An 18,970-nucleotide genomic window follows, 5' to 3' on the forward strand; every position below is an offset into this window, starting at 1 on the left:
GGTCGGGCCGGGTCGCATGGGCGTCACAGCCGCGCGTGCCGGTAGGAGGTCGCCGCCGCACCGGCCGCCACCACCGTGGTGACCACCAGGGCGAGCACATGGATCAGCGCGGTGCCGTCACCGAGCTGGGCGAGCCCGAGTTGGGCGAGGTGGTAGGTGGGCAGGAACTCGGCGATCTCCCGCACGGCCGAGGGCAGCAGCCGGATCGGGATCCACAACCCGGACAGCACCGCCAGCGGGAACAGCACCGCGTTGAGCAGCGCGATCGCCGCACCCGGGCGGAACCGGAAACCGACCGCCACGCTGAACAGCGTGAACGGGACGCTGCCGAGCAGGAGCACCAGCGCCACCCGCGCCAGCGCCCAGGGCGAGGCGTGGAGCGTGCCGAACGCCGCGGCCGCCACCCCCATCAGCACCAGCACGCCCACCCCGTAGAGGAGCGCGGCGGTGGCCTTGGCTGCGAGGCTGATCCAGATCGGCACCGCGGACACCCGCTTCATGCGCAGCCAGCCCAGGTCCCGGTCCTGGGCGACCCCGACCCCCGGCTGCAGCGAAGCCACCGTGATCACGCCGTAGGTGCCGAACGTGGCCACCATCGCCGTACCGGCCGAGAGGCCCTGCACGGCGTCGTGCCCGTACAGCAGGTTGAACAGCACGAAGAACCCGACCGGCATCAGGACGCCGAAGAATAACGAGGTGGGTTCCCGCACGATCGAGCGGAGTTCGTCCCGCAGCTCGCCAAGGAAGACCCGTCCCATCAGCACGCTCATGCCGCCCTGCCTTCCCGGGGGTTCTCCGACGGCTCACGGTGGTCGGTCAGTGCGACCACGGCCTCCGCCAGACCGACGTCCTGCACCCGCAGTTCCGACAACTCCGGATCCTGTTCCAGCAGCAGGCGCAGCAGCTGCTCCGGCGAACGGGTCTGGATCGTCACCAGATCGCGTTCCCGGCCGACCCGGAGCACGCCCGGCAGCCGCTCCAGTCCGTCCGGGTCGAGGGCGGTGCGGACGGTCACCGTGCGGTCCGGCAACCGGGAGACGAGCTCCTGCGGCGGAGCGTCCGCCAGGATCCGACCGCGGTCGAGCACCACCACCCGGTCCGCGACCGTGCCCGACTCCTCGATCAGGTGCGTGGTCACCAGCACGGCGGTGCCCTGCGCCCGGCGTTGGGCCAGGATCTGCCAGAAGTGCCGCCGGGCCTGCGTGTCCAGGCCGACCGTCGGTTCGTCCAGCACCAGCAGGGCCGGGTCGGTGACCAGGGCCATCGCCAGCTGCACGCGTTGCTTCTGGCCGCCGGAGAGTTTCGACGCCCGTCTGCGCGCCAGCTCGGTGAGCCCGAGTTCCGCCAGGACCGGGCCGGCCGCCGCGGCCCGCAGCCCGCCGCGGACGGCGGCGCCGCCCACCAGCTCGCTGACGGTCAGCGTGCTCGGGAATCCCAGGGTCTGCTGCGCCACGCCCAGGTGCCGGCGGGTCTTCGCGCGGCGCGGATCGCCGCCCAGGATCCGCACGGTGCCCTGCTGCGGTGCGAGCAGCCCGACCGCGAGCATCACCAGCGTCGACTTGCCGGCCCCGTTGGGTCCGAGCAGCGCGACGCACTCTCCCGGGTCGACCCGCAGGTCCACGCCGTCCAGCGCCACCGTCTCTCCGTACCGGTACCGCAGGCTTTCGGCCGTCAGCACCGCCTGTGTCGTCTCCATGGTCACCAGACTCCCGGCCGGTGACGGCGCTCGGCAGTGCCGCCCCGTCACCAGCCCGAGATGACAAATGTCAACCCCGGCCGGCCCGGGCGTCCTCGGGAGCGGCGATGGGGCGTGCCCGCACTATAGCGGGGGCTGGTGAACCCACAAGGGCCTGTCCGGTGCCGAGGACGGGGGAGGTGCCGGGCGCGTTCACCCCGAAGCCCGGACGACCAGCCGGGTGGGGAGCACCACCGATTCGCATGGTGCCGGGTTGCGCAGCAGCAACTCCAGGGCGCGGGCTCCGAGTTCCTCCACCGGTTGGCGCACGGTGGTCAGCCCCGGGCGGCAGCGCGCCGCGACGGGGGCGTCGTCGAAGCCGATCAGCGCCACGTCCTCGGGCACCCGCAGGCCGTGCCGGCGCAGGGTCCTGAGGGCTCCCGCGGCCATCTGGTCGGAGGCGGCGAACACGGCGTCCAGCTCGGGGCGCTGGTCCAGCAGCCACTGCATCGCGTGCTCAGCGGAGGCGCTGCTGAAGTCGCCGTACGCCACGGCGGGCCGGACCGCGGCCGACCCGGCCATCGCCTGGTGGTAGCCGGCCAGCCGGTCCGCCCCGGCGGCGGTGTCCGGCGGCCCGGCGATGGTGGCCACCGTCCGCCGCCCGGATGCGCACAGCCGCCGTACCGCCTCCCTGGCGCCGGTGAGGTTGTCCGCGTCCACGAACGCCACCGTGCCCGGCTCCGGCGGCCGGCCCAGCGCCACCACGGGGACCCGGGCGGCGTGCAGCAGCCGGATGAGCGCGGTGTCCCCCCAGGGGCCGACCAGCAGCACGCCGTCGACGTGGCCGCCGCACAGGTAGCGCACCAGCGGCGGCCGCCGGGAGCGCCTGGGCACCGTGAAGACGGCCAACTCCCGCTCCGCGCCCGGCAGGGAGCGCCGAAGCCCGGTCAGCAGCCGGACCGGGAAGGTGTCCGCGTGGTACTGCAGCGGATCGGCGAAGACCACGACGGCCACCACGCCCGTCCCCCGGGCACTGGCTGCCCGGCGGCGGACGTACGCCAACTCGCGCGCCGCCCGTTCCACCCGGGCCGCCACCTCGGCGGAGACCCGGGCGGAACGGTTCAGCACGCGGGAGGCGGTCGCGATGGAGACACCGGCCCGGCGGGCTACCTCGGCCAGGGTCGGAGCGGGGTCGGTGCTCGGGAAGGGCTGGGACACGGAGGCCGTCCTGGATCGATCCTCGACACGGGAACCGCACCCCGGACCTGCGCCCCACAGCAGGCCACCACGTGTGTCAGCTTGGTCGGTTGAACGACCCGCGTCAAGGGATCCGACGCCCTGAGCCGGTCAGGTCGGTCAGGCCGGTCAGGTCGGTCAGGTCGGTCAGGTGGGCGCGGTAGCCGGCGCCGAAGGCCGTCGGCGTGCCGTCGTAGGAGCTGATCAGCGCCGGGCCGCTGCTGCAGTCCCAGATGTTCCAGGTCCAGGCGAGATAGGAGACGCCGTGCCGGTCCAGCCACGGCAGCAGGGTGTCCAGATAGCCGTGCGCGCAGTCGTTCTCGCCCAACTCGCCGGCCACGACGGGCACCTGGGTTGCCAGCGGGCCGATCTGCGCGTCCCAGCAGGAGCCGGTGCTGCAGCTGTTGAAGTTGTACGAGTGCCAGGACGCGGCCAGGTTGTGCAGGGGATCGGCCGGCTGGTAAGCGGCCCACCGGGTGAGGTCGTTGGCGTACTCCAGACCGCCCAGCATCAGGACGTTGTCCGCGCCGGTCGAGCGCACTGCGTCGACCATCGCCTGCATGCCGGCGACTCGGAAGCCGATCCCCGGGCAGCTGCCGCCGTCCCGCCAGCAGGCCCAGCCGCTGTCCTCGCTCCCGGTGGCGCGTGACGGGTACGGCTCGTTGAACAGGTCGAAGACGGTCGCGTCGTCGCCCTTGAAGGTCCGCGCGACCGAGGTCCAGAACGGGAGCGCGCCGGCGGCGTCCGGCATCGGTTTCTGGCAGGTGGCGTCGGCGTCGGAGCAGCCCGCGGACGGGCCGGTGTACGCGCCGTCGGTCCAGTGCAGGTCGAGGATCGCCACCAGGCCGTTGCGGTGCAGCAGGTCGACGTAGCCGCGCACCGCGTCGATGTAGGCCTGGCCGGCGTAGGCGGGGTCGACGTTGGGGTGGCCGAGCCAGCAGTCCTCGTTGAGCGGGACGCGGACGGCGTTGACGCGCCAGGACTTCATCGCGGTGACGGAGGCCTGGTCGGCCGGGCCGTCGAAGATGCCGTGGCCCTGGACGCACATGAACTCGGCGCCGGAGCGGTTGACCCCGTGCAGGGTGATCGGGGTGCCGTCGGCCTTCGCCAGCGTGCTGCCCGAGACGTGCACGGCCGGGGCCGGGCCGCTCGGCGGCGGAGTGGGGGTCGGGGTGGGGGTGGGGCTCGGCGAGGGGGTCGACTGCGGCCCGCAGGGGGTGCCGTTGAGGGTGAAGGTGGTGGGGGCGGTGTTGGGGCCGGTGTAGGAGAAGTTGGCGCTGGTGGTGTAGCCGGTGCCGGGGTTGATGGTGGGGGCGTAGGAGGGGTTGGTGACGGTGACGGTGTATCCGGTCTGGGTCCAGGTGCCGTTCCAGCCGTTCTGGAGGGTCTGGTTGCCGGGGTAGGTGTAGCCGAGGGTCCAGCCGTTGATGGGGGTGGTGCCGGTGTCGGTGATGGTGAGGTTGGCGGTGAAGCCGCTGCCCCAGTCGTTGCCGACGGCGTACGTCACGTTGCAGGAAAGACCGGTGGCGGGGGCCGCCGAGGCGGCGAGGGGGAGTACGGCCAGGGCGGCGCACGCGGCGGTGGCGGCCGCCAGGGCGGCGGTGGTACGGGGAGGTGCGGTTCCGGGCATGCCGAGCTCCTCGGGGGTGGGCCGGGGCCGGGGTGGGGGCCGGGGCCGCCGGTGCGGCCCCGGCCGGGTGAGGTCAGCTCGCGGTGCAGGTCAGCGACGGAGCGGTGTTGCCGCCCGCGGAGGTCGCCTGGAAGCCGAAGCTGGTGGTGGCGTTCGGCGCCAGCGCGCCGTTGTACGACTGGCTGGTGGCCGTGACCGCGCTGCCGCTCTGGGCGGTGGTGGCGTTCCAGCTGTTGGTGATCTGCTGGTTACCGGCCCAACTCCAGGTGACGGTCCAGGACTTGGTAGCCGCGGTGCCGGTGTTGGTGACGGTCACGTTGGCCGTGAAGCCGCTGCCCCAGTCGTTGGCGACCGCGTAGGTGGCGGAGCAGCCGCTGCTGCTGCCACCGCCCGAGGTCGCCGTGGTGGCGGTCACCGCTGCGGAGGCGGGGGAGACGTTCCCGGCCGCGTCCTGCGCGGTGACGGTGTACTGGTACGCGGTGGCGGGCGAGAGCCCGGAGTCGGTGTAGCTGGTGCCGGTCACGGTGGCGACCTTGGCGCCGTTGCGGTACACCGTGTAGCCGGTCACGCCGGCCGGGTCGGTGGACGCCGTCCAGCCGAGCGAGACGCTGCTGCTGGTGGTGCCGGTGACGGTCAGGGCGCCCGGCGCGGTCGGGCCGGTGCCGCCGCCGGTGCTGCCGAACGCCGGGTAGGCGTTCTGCACCAGCTGCCGGAACTGCGCGGGGAACCACTGTCCGGCCGGGACGTTGCCGTCGGGCATGGAGTCGGTGGGGTAGGTGTTGCCGTTCCCGTCGGTCTGGGTGCCGTTGGGGTCGCAGTGCGGGTCGCCGTGCGGGTGGGTGGCGTCCGGGTAGTCGCCGTCCGACTCACCCGGCGGCTTGACCCACAGGAACGCGATGATCGGGCTGCCCGCGCCGTACGGCTGGGACTGCGGACGGGCGCCGATGCCCGCGCCGTTGACGTTGCACCAGTCGCCGCGGAAGGGCTTGCGGTCGACCCGGTTGGCCGCGACGTACGCGTCCACCGTGGTGGGGGAGGAGTTGAGCGCAGTGGGCCGGGCCGGGCCGCCCCAGCCGTTGCGCGAGGTGTCGACCAGCATGCCGATGGTGCTCGGGAACCCGTTGGACACCAGGGTGGAGTACATCGCGGTGTCGTAGTGGTACTCGTCGAACGCGGGGTTGTACTGGTAGAAGTTGGCCGACTTGAGCGGCTGTCCGCCGACCGTGAGCTCCGGGTCGGTGAGGAACGGCTCGGTGAGCGGCGTGGTGTTGGCGGTGTCGCTGATGAAGCCGTCGATGCTGGCGAACCCGGCGGTGGTGGCCTGGGCGACCTTGGCGTACTCCTTGCCCGCCGGCACCATGTTGGTGGACCAGCCGAGCCAGCCCGCGTGGCCGATATCCAGGTAGTTGTACACGTTGGGGATCGCGTGCAGCTTGTTGAGGGCGTACTCGATGCCCGTCTCGTAGTACGGGGTGGCGGTGGCGCAGGTCGGCTTGGACTGGTTGGTGACGGCGTTGGGCAGCGAGTCCGGCTCGATGATGGCCGCCACCCGGAGGCCGGCGTACTTCGGGTTGGCCAGGACGGCCGCGATCGGGTCGACGTACTGCGTCTGGTAGGTGGTCAACCCGGCGGCTGTGGCGGGGAGTTCGCCGTTGGAGGCGATGGCGGCGCAGTCCCGCCCCGGCAGGTCGTAGATGACGACCTGGAAGACGACCGGTGCGCCGGACTGCTGTTGCTGGGCGAGCGCGTGGTCCAGGTGGGCCTGGAGGCCGAGGTGGGTGGCGTCGCCGGCGATCGCGCCGATGTGGTCCATCCAGACGGCGGTGGGGTTGGCGGCGACCTGGGTTTCGAGTGCGCCCAGCGCGCCGCCGTCGGCGGTGGCCTGGGCCTTGACCTCGGTGGCGAAGTCGGGGTTGAGGTAGCCGGTCGCACCGGCGAACGGGTTGGTGACGTGGATGCCGGCCGCGGGGGCGGGAGCGGCGTGGGCAGGGGTGGCGGCTCCGATGTTCGGCAGCAGGCCGGTGGCGCCGAGCAGCGTGGCGGCCGCTGCCGTGCGCAGGCGACGCAGGACGGGATGGGACACGTCCGGGTCCTTTCGGCTGGGTGGGGAGTCCTGACGGGTTCGCGGAACGGGAGATCGCGGAACGGGTTCGCGGAACGGGCGCGCGGAACGGATCGCGGAAATCGGGTGGGAACGCGCCCAGTCGGGGCGCCGCGATCCCCTTCACATCAAGCCAGGGTGTGAGAAACGCCGTCAATAGATGCGGGAGCGCTCCCACAAGCCGCTGTAACTTACACGCCGTCGAGCCGGGCGGCCCGCCACCCCGGGACCGGGGGTCCGTGCTGGTCGCCGCCGTGCTCCCCTCCGGTGGACCCGTCGGGCGGCGCTGCCGAGCCCGACGGGCGCTTCCCAAGCCGGGCACGCCACCCCACGATGTCGCCACACCTCCGTCCGCCGCGCCTCCCCACCCGCGCGGCGGAACCCCACCCATCTGGAGGACGCGCATGCGACGCAACACCCTGCGGGCCAGGGGCAACCGGCTCACCATCACCGCGACGGCCACCGCGCTGGCCCTGACCGGCGCGGCGGGCGGCGCCCTCACCGTGCCCACCGCCTCGGCGGCCCCCGCCACCGGTCTTTCCTGCAACGTGACGTACGCGGTCGGCAACGACTGGGGCAGCGGCTTCACCGCCAACCTCACCATCACCGACACCGGCACCACCCCCATCAACGGCTGGACCCTCGGCTACACCTACCCCGGCAACCAGACCCTCCAGAACGGCTGGAACGGCACCTGGACCCAGACCGGACACACCGTCACCGTCACCAACCCCTCCTACGCCCCCACCATCAACCCCGGCACCGGCTACACCACCAGCGCCAACTTCTCCTACACCGGCCCCAACACCGCCCCCACCACCTTCACCCTCAACGGCACCCCCTGCCGCGGTGCCAACCAGGCCCCGACCGTCTCGCTCACCTCCCCGGCCGCCGGGCAGACCTTCACCCCGGGCTCCACCGTGAAGCTGGCCGCCACGGCGGCCGACGCGGACGGCACCGTCGCGAAGGTCGACTTCTACGCCTCGACCGGGGCCGGCAGCAACACCCTGATCGGCAGCACCGGCACCGCGCCCTACAGCGCCGACTGGGCGAACGTGGCGGCGGGCGACTACTCGGTCACCGCCGTCGCCACCGACGACGCCGGGGCGACCACGACCTCCGCTCCGGTCGCGATCAAGGTGGCCGGTGCGAGCGTCCTGGTCAGCCCGGCTACGCTCGCCGTCCAGCAGGGGAGCAGCGGCACCTTCACCGTCGCGCTCTCCCAGGCGCCGAGCGCCGACACCAAGGTGACGGTGGCCCGGTCGGGCAGCGACCCGGACCTCAGCGTCACCTCCGGTGCCTCCCTCACCTTCACCCCCGCCAACTGGAACGTCCCGCAGACCGTCACCGTCGCGGCCGGCACCGACGCCGCCCAGGTCGGCGGCACCGCCACCTTCACCGCCTCCGCGACCGGCTTCGGCTCCGGCGCCGTCACGGTGACCGAGGCGGCGAAGAGCTCGGGCTACGACCAGTACTTCCTGGACCTCTACAGCAAGATCAAGAACCCTGCGAACGGGTACTTCAGCCCCCAGGGCATCCCGTACCACTCGGTCGAGACGCTGATCGTGGAGGCTCCCGACTACGGCCACGAGACCACCTCCGAGACCTACAGCTACTGGCTGTGGCTGGAGGCCGACTACGGACGGGTCACCGGCGACTGGACGCCCTTCAACAACGCCTGGACGAACCTGGAGACGTACCTGATTCCCAGTCACACCCAGCAGCCCGGCCAGAGCACCTACAACCCGGCCAAGCCCGGCACCTACGGCGCCGAGAAGGCCCAACCCGACCAGTACCCGGTCAAGTTGAACAGCAGCGTGCCGGTCGGCACCGACCCGCTCTCCGGCGAGCTGAACAGCACCTACGGCACCCCGGACGTGTACGCCCCGGCCTGGCTGCTCGACACCGACAACAAGTACGGCTTCGGGCAGTGCGAGGACGGCACCAGCAAGCCCAGCTTCATCAACACCTTCCAGCGCGGCCCGGAGGAGTCGGTCTGGGAGACGGTTCCGCAGCCCGACTGCGACGTGTTCAAGTACGGCAGCAGCAGCTCCGGCTTCCTCAGCCTGTACAACGACGGCGGCGGGAACTACAGCAAGCAGTACAAGTACACCGACGCACCCGACGCGGACGCCCGGCTGGTCCAGGCCGCCTACTGGGCGGAGCAGTTCGCGAAGTCGCAGGGCAAGAGCGCGGCCATCACCGCGACCCTCGCCAAGGCCGCCAAGCTCGGCGACTACCTGCGCTACTCGCTCTACGACAAGTACTTCAAGCAGGCGGGAAACTGCCTCGGCTCCACCAGCTGCCCGGGCGGGACGTCCAAGGCGAACGAGCAACTCGGCCTGCTCACCTGGTACTTCGCCTGGGGCGGGGCCGCCGACGGCAGCTGGTCCTGGCGGATCTCCGGCTCCGCCGCCCACCAGGGCTACCAGAACCCGATGGCCGCCTGGGTCCTCGCCAACGACCCCGGGCTGAAACCGCTCTCGCCGAGCGGTGCCACCGACTGGGCGGGCAGCCTGGACAAGCAGCTCCAGTTCTTCCAGTGGCTGCAGTCCACCGAGGGCGGCATCGCCGGCGGCGCCACCAACAGCTGGGGCGGGAACTACGGCGACGACGCGGCACCGCCCGCCGGCGACCCGACCTTCTACGGCCTGTACTACGACTGGCAGCCCGAGTACCACGACCCGGCGTCCAACCAGTGGTTCGGCTTCCAGACCTGGTCGATGGAGCGGTTCGCCGAGTACTACTACGCCACCGGCGACACCCGGGCGAAGGCCATCCTCGACAAGTGGATCCCCTGGGCGATGTCCGTCTCCAAGGCGGACCCCGCCACCGGCACCCTGACCACGCCCGACAAGCTCTCCTGGACCGGTGCCCCCGACACCTGGAGCTCCACCAGCCCCGGCGGCAACGCGGGCCTCCACGTCACCGCGAGCGGCACCGCCACCGACGTCGGCGTGGCCGGCTCGCTCGCCAAGACCCTCGCGTACTACGCGGCCAAGTCCGGTAGCGCCGGTGCCCGGAAGTTCGCCCAGAACATCCTGGACACCCTGCACGCCAAGTACGCCGACAGCCTGGGCTACTCGGCCGCCGAGACCCGCACCGACTACAGCCGCTTCACCCAGGCGTACTCGCCGACCACCCACGCGGGGCTGTACGTGCCGCCCGGCTGGAGCGGCACGTACCCGGACGGCACCAAGATCAGTTCGGCGAGCAACACCTTCCTGTCCATCCGCCCCTGGTACACCGGCGACCCGCAGTGGTCCAAGGTGCAGAGCTACCTCGACGGGGGCGCCGCGCCGAGCTTCACCTACCACCGGTTCTGGGCCGAGGCGGACATCGCCACCGCCTTCGACACCTTCGCCCAGCTGTTCCCGACGGTGAACCCGGGCAGCTGAGCGGGGCACCCGCCCACGCCCACGCCCAAGCCCGCGCCCGGGCCCCGCGCACGCCTGCGGGGCCCGGGCGCGGGCGTCGATCCGCGTGCTGCCGAAAGACCTGCGAAACGGACCCTACGGCCCGTCCACCGTTCGCGGCGGGCGCGGCGGGGCAGTGCTGCTGCGCACGACCAGGCTGGTGGCCAGGTCCACCCGCAGCGTGCCGGGCCGCACCCCGCGGGCCAGGTCGATCACCAGGCGGGTCGCCGTCTCGGCCATCTCGGTCAGCGGCTGGCGCACCGTGGTCAGCGGCGGGCCCACCCAGCGGGCCAGCGGCAGGTCGTCGAAGCCGACCACGGCAAGGTCCTCCGGGATGCGCAGTCCCCGTTCCCGGGCGGCCTCGTACAGGCCGAGCGCCTGCAGGTCGTTGCCGGCGAACACGGCGGTAGGCCGGTCCCGCAGGGCCAGGAGATCCAGGCCGAGCCGGTGTCCGGACTCGTGGTGGAAGTCGCCTTCGCGGACCAACTCCGGGTCGTACGGGATGCCCGCCATGTCGAGCGCCGCCCGGTAGCCGTCGGTCCGGGCCCGGCTGCACATCATCCGGGCGGGGCCGCCGATCAGGCCGATCCGGCGGTGGCCGAGGTCGAGCAGGTGCCGGGTGGCGGCGAGGCCGCCGTCCCAGTTGGTGGTGCCGACGGCGGGCACGTCCTGGCCCGGGTCGCCGGCCGGGTCCATCACCACGAACGGGATGTCCCGGCGCGCGAGTTGTTCGCGCAGCGAGCGGTCCAGGTCGGAGAGCACCAGCACCACGCCGGTGGGGCGGCGGGCGAGCACCCCGTCCACCCAGGACTGGCCGGGGCCGTGCCGCTCGGCGGACTCGGAGAGCACGATGCTCAGCCCCTCCTCGCGGACCGCGTTCTCGACGCCGCGGATCACCTCCACCGCCCAGGCGCTCTCCAGCTCGTGGAAGACCAGCTCCAGCAGCGGGCTCGCCTGCCGGTTGCCGCGCCGCCGGTAGCCGTGCCGGTGCAGCAGTTCCTCCACCCGCTCCCGGGTGGCCTGGGCGACATCGGCGCGCCCGTTCAGGACTTTCGAAACAGTCGGTGCGGAGACCCCTGCCTCCTGCGCGATCTCGGCGAGCGTGGCCGCTCTGTCCACGGGTTCCTCCTGCACTGCCCCTGCTGGGCGAACTCCGTCGTGGGTGGCTGTCGTAGCGCAGCCGCGGGCGACCGTACCGCACGGATGCCGGCCCGCCGACGGGCAGGGGCGGATCCCCGCAGGAACCCTTGACGGGCCATCAGTCCGGCTCTAGGTTGCCCACAACATTCGGTAACGCGCTCGAAACATTCGAACGATGCGGCCCACCCCGGTCCACCCCGCCGGCCGACCGCATCCGACCGTCACCCCCACGACCTCCCTCCGGCCCCACCCCCCGAAGCGAAGGAACCCCTCCCGTGAACCGACCGATCCGCCGACTCTCCCTGCTCCTGGCCCCCGTACTGACCGCCCTGGCGGTCGTGGCCCAGCCCTCGACCGCCCTCGCCGTCGCGCCCGTCCCCACCCTGACCGACGGCTTCTACGTGGACCCGGACTCCAGCGCGCAGCAGTGGGTCAACGCCAACCGCGCCGACGGCCGCGCCCCCGCGATCCAGGCGTCGATCGCCAACGTGCCGACGGCGCGCTGGTTCGGCAACTGGAGCGGTGCCATCGGGACGGCGACCGGGGCCTACGTCGGCGCGGCCGCCGCCAAGGGCAAACTGCCGATCCTGGTGGCCTACAACATCCCCGACCGGGACATCTGCGCCGGCCAGTCCGGCGGCGGCGCGGGCAGCCCCGCCGACTACGCCACCTGGATCGCCGCCTTCGCCAGTGGCATCGGCAACAGGCCGGCGGTGGTCGTGCTCGAACCCGACTCGCTCGGCGACGAGAGCTGCATGAGCGCCGCCCAGATCGCCCAGCGCAACGCGATGCTGCGCAACGCCATCACGCAGTTCGCCGCCAAGGCCCCGAACACCCGGCTCTACCTGGACGCCGGCAACCCCGCCTGGCTGAGCGCCGACACCATGGCCCGGCACCTGGTCGACGCCGGGGTGAGCGGAGCCCACGGGTTCTCGCTGAACGTCTCCAACTTCGTCACCACCGCGCAGAACACCGCGTACGGCAACGCCGTCAACGCATCCCTGCAGTCGATGAAGGGGTTCACCAAGCCGTTCGTCGTCGACACCAGCCGCAACGGCAACGGATCCGACGGCGCCTGGTGCAACCCGGCCGGGCGCAGGATCGGCACGCCCACGCAGTGGGGCGGCGGCGCCGAGATGCTGCTGTGGATCAAGGCGCCGGGTGAGTCCGACGGCAACTGCGGCACGGGAGCCGGATCGAGCGCCGGACAGTTCCTGCCCGAGGTCGCCTACAAGATGATCTACGGCTACTGACGGCCACCGACCGAGGGCGCCACTACGGCCGGTCAGGCGGGGAAGGGATGGTCGCGGTGCCGGGTGCCGGTTCCGGCCAGACCAGCAGCACGGGACAGGGCGCGTGATCGACCACGAAACGGGTCGCGGGGCCGAGACTGTGCGGCCCGAGGCGGGTGCGGTCGCCGTCGCGCGCGAGGATCAGCAGTTCGGCGCCCTCGGCGGCCGCGACGACCTCGCGCTCGACCCGCCCGGTGCGCTCCGTGCGGGTACACGGTCGGCCCAGGCGCCCGGCCGCGGCGTCCAGGAGCTGCCGGGCGGAGACCGCCGCCAGGGCCTCCACCCGGGTGCCCGGGTCCCGCTCGCGGTGCCCGCGGCCGAGCAGGCCGGCGAAGGCGCCGTGCGCGACACCCGGCACCTCCTGGCCGCTGACGTGGAGCAGGACGAGCTCCGCGTCCTGCGGCGCGTGCGCGCGGGCGGCGTCCACACAGGCGGGCCAGGTGCCTTCGGTGATCCAGACGACGACGGTCACGGGCTCATCCTCCTCATGGTCCGGGTGATCCTGGTACCCGGCGGACCTGCTCGGAAGTCCTGGCTCGGACGTCCTGCTCAGAAGAGCTGCAGCGACCCCCACAGTGCCACCACGGACACGACCAGGGCGGCGGGCACGACGAGCAGCCCGAGCCGGGTGAACTCGCCCAGGCCGATGTCGGTGTCGTGCTCGCGGACGATGCGCCGCCACAACAGGGTGGCCAGCGAGCCGGCGTAGGTGAGGTTGGGGCCGATGTTCACCCCGAGCAGGACCGCCAGCACCGCCCCGGCGCCGGACGGGACGGCCAACGGCAACAGCACCAGGGTGGCGGGCAGGTTGTTGATGACGTTCGCCAGCACCGCCGCCAGCGCCGCCGTGCCGAGCAGCGCGGCCAGTGAGGTGCCGTGCGGGACGAGGTGTCCGAGCGCGGACGCCAGCCCGTTGTCGACGACGGCCCGGACCACGATGCCGAGCGCCAGCACGAAGGCCAGGAACGGCACCGCGGCCGAGCGCACGATCGCCAACGGGGTGGTGCGCCGCTGCACCAGCGCCCGCCCGGCCAGCGCGAGGGCTCCGGCCAGCGCCGCCCAGGCCGGATCGATACCGATGACCGAGGTGAGGACGAACCCGGCGAGTGTGCAGATCACGGTGACGAGCGCGAACAGCGGCATCTCCGGTGCCGTCACCGCGTCCCCAGCCGGGGCGCCCGCCTCCAGGTCGGCGGCGAAGAACCGGCGCAGCACCGCGTACTCGACGGCGATGGCCGCCAGCCACGGCAGTGCCATCAGCGCGGCGAACCGGGTGAAGCTCAGCCCGCTGGCGGCGAAGGCCAGCAGGTTGGTGAGGTTGGAGACCGGCAGCAGCAGCGAGGCCGTGTTCGACAGATGGGTGCAGGCGTAGACGTGCGGCCTGGGCCGGGCGCCCAGCCGGGCCGCCGTCACGAACACCACCGGCGTCAGCAGCACCACGGTCGCGTCCAGGCTGAGCACCGCCGTGACCACCGAGGCGACCACGAACACCTGCGCCAGCAACCGTCGCGGGCTTCCGGCGGACGTCCGCGCCATCCACGCCCCGCAGGCGCGGAACAGGCCCTCGTCGTCGCACAGCTGCGCCAGCACCAGGACGGCGGCGAGGAAGCCGATCACCGGCCCGAGCCGCTCCGCCTCGGCCACCGCGTGCGCCGGCGAGATCGCGCCGGTGGCGACCACCAGCCCGGCCGCGGGAACCGCGACCACCGCCTCCGGCCACCCCCAGGGCCGTACCACCGCGCAGACCAGCACCAGCGCCAGCAACCCGATGGACAGTGCTTCCGCGAACGACGTACTCAGGGGTCTGCTCCTTGCAGGCGACGGTGACGGGACACGCAAACCGACCGCAAGCGCCAGGTCACGGCCGGTCGGTGCGGGCCAACCGTACGCGCTGCCCACCCGGTGGACGCAAGGCGCTCCGAGCCGACGGCCGACCGGACCACTGCGCCGCGCCACCGCACGGCGCCCCGGTGCGGGCCCCGCACGGGGACGCGGCGCAGTGGCCGGAGGCGGTTCACGGGTGGTCGCGCTCCGTGGGTCGGGCGGCGTCACCGCTCGGTGGCGCGGACGGCGGGTGCAGCTCGCCGCTGCGGGCCACCCGGGTGTACCAGCGGGCGCTGGCCTTCGGGGTGCGGACCAGGGTGGAGTAGTCGACGTGGACCAGGCCGAAGCGCTTGTCGTAGCCGTACGCCCACTCGAAGTTGTCCAGCAGCGACCAGGCGAAGTAGCCGCGCACGTCGGCGCCGTCGGCCAGGGCGCGGTGGACGGCCGCCAGGTGGCCGTGGAGGTAGGCGGTGCGGTCCGGGTCCTCGACCGTGCCGTCCGCGCCGACCTCGTCGGGGTAGGCGGCACCGTTCTCGGTGACCACCAGCGGCAGCTGCGGGTACCGCTGGGCGAGGCCGGCCAGCAGCTGGTGCAGACCGGAGGGGTCGACGGTCCAGCCCATCGCGGTCCGCTCGCCCGGGGCCGGGTGGAACCCGACCAGGTCCGCCCCCGGCCAGGGCGAGGCGGTGCCGCCGCCGTGGCCGTCCTCGCGGGCGGGGGCGCTGCCCTCGGCGGTCGCGGAGACGACAGTGGGCGTGTAGTAGTTGACGCCCAGCCAGTCCGGCGGCTGGTGGATCTCCTTCTCGTCGCCCGCCCGGACGAAGGCCCAGTCGGTGAGGTGGGCCGTGTCGGCCAGCAGGTCCTCCGGGTAGGCGCCCTCCAGCATCGGGCCGAGGAACACCCGGTTGCCGACGGCGTCGATGCGGCGCACCGCGTCCCGGTCGGCGTCGGAGGCGGTGAGCGGGCGCAGGACGTGCAGGTTGAGCGACACGGACAGCTGGGCCCCGGCGGGCAGCACACCGCGCAGCGCCGTGACGGCCAGGCCGTGACCGAGGTTGAGGTGGTGGGCGGCCCGCAGGGCGTCCACCGGGTCGGTCCGGCCGGGGGCGTGGACGCCGGACCCGTAGCCGAGGAAGGCGCTGCACCAGGGCTCGTTGAGGGTGGTCCACTGACCGATCCGGTCGCCGAGGGCCTCGCCCGTCAGCGCGGCGTACTCGGCGAACCGCTCGGCGGTCGCGCGCTCGGGCCAGCCACCGGCCGACTCCAGTTCCTGCGGGAGGTCCCAGTGGTAGAGCGTGGCGACGGGTGTGATCCCGGCGGCGAGCAGTTCGTCGGCGAGGCGGCGGTAGAAGTCCAGGCCCCGCTGGGAGGCCGGGCCGCGGCCGGCGGGCTGGACGCGCGGCCAGGAGACGGAGAAGCGGTAGGCGGTCAGTCCGAGCTCGGCCATCAGCCGGACGTCCTCGCGGAAGCGGTGGTAGTGGTCGACCGCGACGTCGCCGGTGTGGCCCTGGAAGACCTTGCCGGGGGTGCGGCAGAAGGTGTCCCAGATCGAGGCGGTGCGGCCGTCCTCGGTGGTGGCACCCTCCACCTGGTAGGCGGAGGTGGCCGAGCCCCAGAGGAAGCCGGCCGGGAAGCGGGGCAGCGCGGCGTCCTGGGACGGGGCCTGGGGGAGCGGGCGGTCGGGGGGAAGGGACACGGGTTGCTCCTGACGACGAGCCGACGGCACACGTGGGAGCGCTCCCACGTCACACGCGGAAGGTTCCTGCCTCAGCTGATCCGGTGTCAAGGGAAGACGCCGAATTGCCCTCGGCCGCCCCGCTGTTGGCAGCTCGACGCCACCTCCCTCCCGATCAGGGATGCGACGTGGCGGCACCGGGTTCCGGCGATCTCAGAGCTGTTCAGCAAAGCGGTGCGCGTACAAGCGCCTGGAAGACTCGGGGCACCTCAAGCACCACGCCTCCAAAGCCCTGGCCATGCACATGGCCGACGAGGTGTGGAACGGGGTGCAGCGGCACCTGTTCGCCGAGGCACAGTCCGCAGCTCACCCCTTGGTGAATGACGGATCAAGTCTTAGGATGCGCAGCCGAGCCGGCGGGAGACCGAGGGCGGGAGGGGGCGTGGCGGTGGGCGGACGGCAGACCGGAAGACCGACGCTGGAGGAGGTCGCTGCCCGGGCCGGGGTCGGTCGGGGCACGGTGTCCCGGGTGATCAACGGCTCGTCGCGGGTGAGCGACCGGGCGAGGGAGGCGGTGGGCCGGGCCATCGCGGAGCTCGGCTACGTGCCCGACCGGGCGGCCCGGGCCCTGGCCGGCAGCCGGACCGACGCGGTCGCGCTGGTCGTGCCCGAGGCCGAGGCGCGGCTGTTCGCGGAGCCTTACTTCCTGGACATCATCCGTGGCGTGAGCGCCGAACTGGGCGCGGCGGACAAGCAGTTGCTGCTCACGCTGATCCGTACCGAGCAGGAGCGGCAGCGCTTCGAGCAGTACCTCGCCGCCCAGCGGGTGGACGGGGTGCTGCTGGTCTCCGTCCACCGGGACGACCCGCTGCCGGACCAGGTGCGCGCGCTGGGCCTACCGGCCGTGCTCAACGGGCGGCGCTCGCCGCAGGAGCCGGTGGCGTATGTCGACTCCGACAACGTGGGCGCCGGCCGCTCGGCCGTGGAGCACCTGGCCGGGCGCGGGCGGCGCCGCATCGCCACCATCACCGGCCCGCTCGACATGGACGCCGCCCAGGGCCGGCTCGCCGGGTACCGTGCGGGGCTGGCCGCGGCCGGACTGCCCGGGGACGAACACCTCGTCGCCACGGGGGACTTCACGGAGGACGGCGGCCGCCGGGCGATGCGCGAGCTGCTGGCGCGGTGCCCCGACCTGGACGCGGTGTTCGCCGCCTCCGACCTGATGGCAGTGGGCGCCCTCGCCGTCCTGCGGGCCAGGGGCCTGGACGTGCCCGGTGACGTCGCGCTGGTGGGCGTCGACGACTCGCCGGTGGCCCGCCACCTCGACCCGCCGCTGACCACCGTCCGCCAGCCGATCGAGCAGATGGGTCGCACGATGGCCGGACTCCTGCTGCGGCAGATCGCCGGCGATGGCGGCGCGGAGCCGTCCCGGCTGGTGCTGCCGACCGAGCTGGTGGTGCGGAAGTCCTCCTGACGGGCCCGTCAGGAGGCCCCCCGATCGTCCCCTGGTCTGTTCACGGGGAGGGAACCCCCAGCCGTGATCGGCTGGGGGTTCCCCGTGGCGGAGCTGGGAGGGCTCAGCGCTGGAGGGTGAGCAGGCCCGGGCGCCAGGGGAGCTGGTCGTAGGGGCCGGTGGCGGTGGGGGACTTGCCCTGGTAGAGGAGTTGGAGGTTGCAGGGGTCGATGGTCATGGTCTGGTCGGGGTTGTTGCGGACGAGGTCGCCGTGGCTGATGTCGTCGGTCCAGGTGGCGCCGCTGTTGGCCTTGCCGGCGAAGGGGGAGTTCTCGCTCGCGGCCTGCGGGGTCCAGGTGCCGCCCAGGCTGGTGGCGGTGAAGGAGCGGAAGTAGCGCTGCTCGTTGGCGCCGCGGGCCTCGACGATCATGAGGTACTGGTTCCGGTCCTTGACCTTGTAGACCTGCGGTGCCTCGAAGAGGTTCTTCACGGTGTCGGTCATGACGGTGGTGTACGAGGAGCCGAAGTTGCCCGGGAAGTTCCCGATCGGCATGCTCGCCCGGTAGATGCTGCCGTTGTCACCGGCGAAGAACAGGTACATGTTCTGGTCGTCGCCGATCAGGGTCTGGTCGATCGGGCCGGTACCGGAGTTGGGGATGGAGCCGGTGAACAGCGGCTGCGGCGCGGACCAGCCGTTGGGGTTCGTCGGGTCGCTGGAGGTGCGGTAGATGAACGGCCACGCACCCCACTGGTAGGCCAGCACCCAGATGTTCTTGGGCGCGAAGTAGAACAGCGTGGGTGCCACCGCGGCCTGGTTCATCCCGGTCTGGGGGGCCGACGCCATGTCCGACCAGTTGGTGAACGGGGCGAAGGCCATCGAGCCGTACGAGGAGCCGTTCACGTTCGAGGCGTAGACCAGGTGCTTGCCGTTGTACACCACGTCGGTGAAGTCCTTCACCGACGCCCACCCGTTGGCCGGCTGGGCCAGCGCGCCGGACGAGGACCAGCGGTAGGTCGACGGCAGGGCGCAGGTGCCGCCCGGCGGGGACGGGGACAGGCCGGTCCAGTTCTGGTTGCTGCCGCCGTTGCACGTCCAGATCTGCACCGCCGTGCCGTTGGCGGTGCCGGCGCCCGCGACGTCCAGGCAGAGTCCGGACTCCACGCCGACCACCGTGCCGTCGGCGTTCACTCGCCACTGCTGGTTGGCGCCGCCGCTGCAGGTCCAGATCTGCACCCGGGTGCCGGCCGTGGTGGCGTGGCCGGGGACGTCGAGGCACTTGTTGCCATAGACGGTCAGCTGGTTGGCGGACGTGGCCGTCCACAGCTGGTTGGTCCCGTTCGAGCAGTCGTGGATCTGCAGGGACGCGCCGTCGCTCTGACTGGCGTTCCGCACGTCGAGACACCGGCCGGAGCCGACACCGCGCAGGGCACCGCTGGTGGCCGCCTGGGCCGCCGGGCCGGCGACGAGCATCGCCGCCAGGGCCGCCACGGCTGCGACCACGGCGGTGAGCATCACGGACAGCCGCGG

13 protein-coding genes are annotated in these 18,970 nt (G+C 72.7%); 3 read left to right on the top strand and 10 right to left on the bottom strand.

The features are described from left to right. Positions 1 to 23: 23 nt before the first annotated feature. The 5 genes from BX285_RS21705 to BX285_RS39255 all read right to left on the bottom strand — a co-directional run bounded on the left by BX285_RS21705 (position 24) and on the right by BX285_RS39255 (position 6,624). Complete coding sequence (locus BX285_RS21705) at positions 24 to 770, bottom strand: ABC transporter permease (RefSeq protein WP_218893143.1); 747 nt, start codon at positions 768 to 770, stop codon at positions 24 to 26. Further along, complete coding sequence (locus tag BX285_RS21710; protein WP_121176574.1) at positions 767 to 1,696, bottom strand: ABC transporter ATP-binding protein; 930 nt, start codon at positions 1,694 to 1,696, stop codon at positions 767 to 769. Before BX285_RS21710 ends, BX285_RS21705 begins: the two co-directional genes overlap by 4 nt. 192 nt (positions 1,697 to 1,888) lie before the next feature. Beyond that, positions 1,889 to 2,893: a LacI family DNA-binding transcriptional regulator gene (locus BX285_RS21715; protein WP_097239517.1), complete on the bottom strand. Its 1,005-nt coding sequence runs from the start codon at positions 2,891 to 2,893 to the stop codon at positions 1,889 to 1,891. 103 nt (positions 2,894 to 2,996) lie between these two features. Further along, entirely contained in the window at positions 2,997 to 4,541 is a 1,545-nt protein-coding gene (locus BX285_RS21720) for a cellulase family glycosylhydrolase (protein ID WP_121176577.1), read from the bottom strand. 73 nt (positions 4,542 to 4,614) lie between these two features. Further along, entirely contained in the window at positions 4,615 to 6,624 is a 2,010-nt protein-coding gene (locus BX285_RS39255; RefSeq protein ID WP_121176580.1) for a glycoside hydrolase family 6 protein, read from the bottom strand. A gap of 422 nt (positions 6,625 to 7,046) precedes the next feature. Between BX285_RS39255 and BX285_RS21730 the strand changes: the two genes are divergently transcribed. Further along, complete coding sequence (locus tag BX285_RS21730) at positions 7,047 to 10,040, top strand: glycoside hydrolase family 48 protein (protein WP_121176582.1); 2,994 nt, start codon at positions 7,047 to 7,049, stop codon at positions 10,038 to 10,040. Between the two features lie 114 nt (positions 10,041 to 10,154). Here the strand turns inward: BX285_RS21730 and BX285_RS21735 are convergent, their stop codons facing one another. Further along, positions 10,155 to 11,177 (bottom strand): LacI family DNA-binding transcriptional regulator, encoded by a 1,023-nt coding sequence (locus BX285_RS21735; protein WP_259470629.1) that lies wholly within the window; start codon positions 11,175 to 11,177, stop codon positions 10,155 to 10,157. Between the two features lie 296 nt (positions 11,178 to 11,473). On the opposite strand from BX285_RS21735, the gene BX285_RS21740 reads away from it, so the two are divergent. Beyond that, the gene (locus BX285_RS21740) at positions 11,474 to 12,451 is read left to right on the top strand and encodes a glycoside hydrolase family 6 protein (protein ID WP_121176587.1); all 978 of its coding nucleotides are present in this window, start codon (positions 11,474 to 11,476) and stop codon (positions 12,449 to 12,451) included. A gap of 22 nt (positions 12,452 to 12,473) precedes the next feature. Here the strand turns inward: BX285_RS21740 and BX285_RS21745 are convergent, their stop codons facing one another. The 3 genes from BX285_RS21745 to BX285_RS21755 all read right to left on the bottom strand — a co-directional run bounded on the left by BX285_RS21745 (position 12,474) and on the right by BX285_RS21755 (position 15,956). Beyond that, the gene (locus BX285_RS21745) at positions 12,474 to 12,962 is read right to left on the bottom strand and encodes a universal stress protein (RefSeq protein ID WP_097239522.1); all 489 of its coding nucleotides are present in this window, start codon (positions 12,960 to 12,962) and stop codon (positions 12,474 to 12,476) included. A gap of 77 nt (positions 12,963 to 13,039) precedes the next feature. Beyond that, entirely contained in the window at positions 13,040 to 14,290 is a 1,251-nt protein-coding gene (locus BX285_RS21750) for an arsenic transporter (RefSeq protein WP_121177792.1), read from the bottom strand. 214 nt (positions 14,291 to 14,504) lie between these two features. Next, complete coding sequence (locus BX285_RS21755) at positions 14,505 to 15,956, bottom strand: GH1 family beta-glucosidase (RefSeq protein ID WP_097240494.1); 1,452 nt, start codon at positions 15,954 to 15,956, stop codon at positions 14,505 to 14,507. Positions 15,957 to 16,431: 475 nt separating this feature from the next. Between BX285_RS21755 and BX285_RS21760 the strand changes: the two genes are divergently transcribed. After that, positions 16,432 to 17,463: a LacI family DNA-binding transcriptional regulator gene (locus BX285_RS21760; RefSeq protein WP_097239523.1), complete on the top strand. Its 1,032-nt coding sequence runs from the start codon at positions 16,432 to 16,434 to the stop codon at positions 17,461 to 17,463. A gap of 103 nt (positions 17,464 to 17,566) precedes the next feature. Here the strand turns inward: BX285_RS21760 and BX285_RS21765 are convergent, their stop codons facing one another. Further along, complete coding sequence (locus BX285_RS21765) at positions 17,567 to 18,955, bottom strand: non-reducing end alpha-L-arabinofuranosidase family hydrolase (RefSeq protein ID WP_398900992.1); 1,389 nt, start codon at positions 18,953 to 18,955, stop codon at positions 17,567 to 17,569. Positions 18,956 to 18,970 lie beyond the last annotated feature (15 nt).

The sequence above is a fragment of the Streptomyces sp. 1114.5 genome, from assembly GCF_003635085.1.
Classification (GTDB): Bacteria; Actinomycetota; Actinomycetes; order Streptomycetales; family Streptomycetaceae; genus Kitasatospora.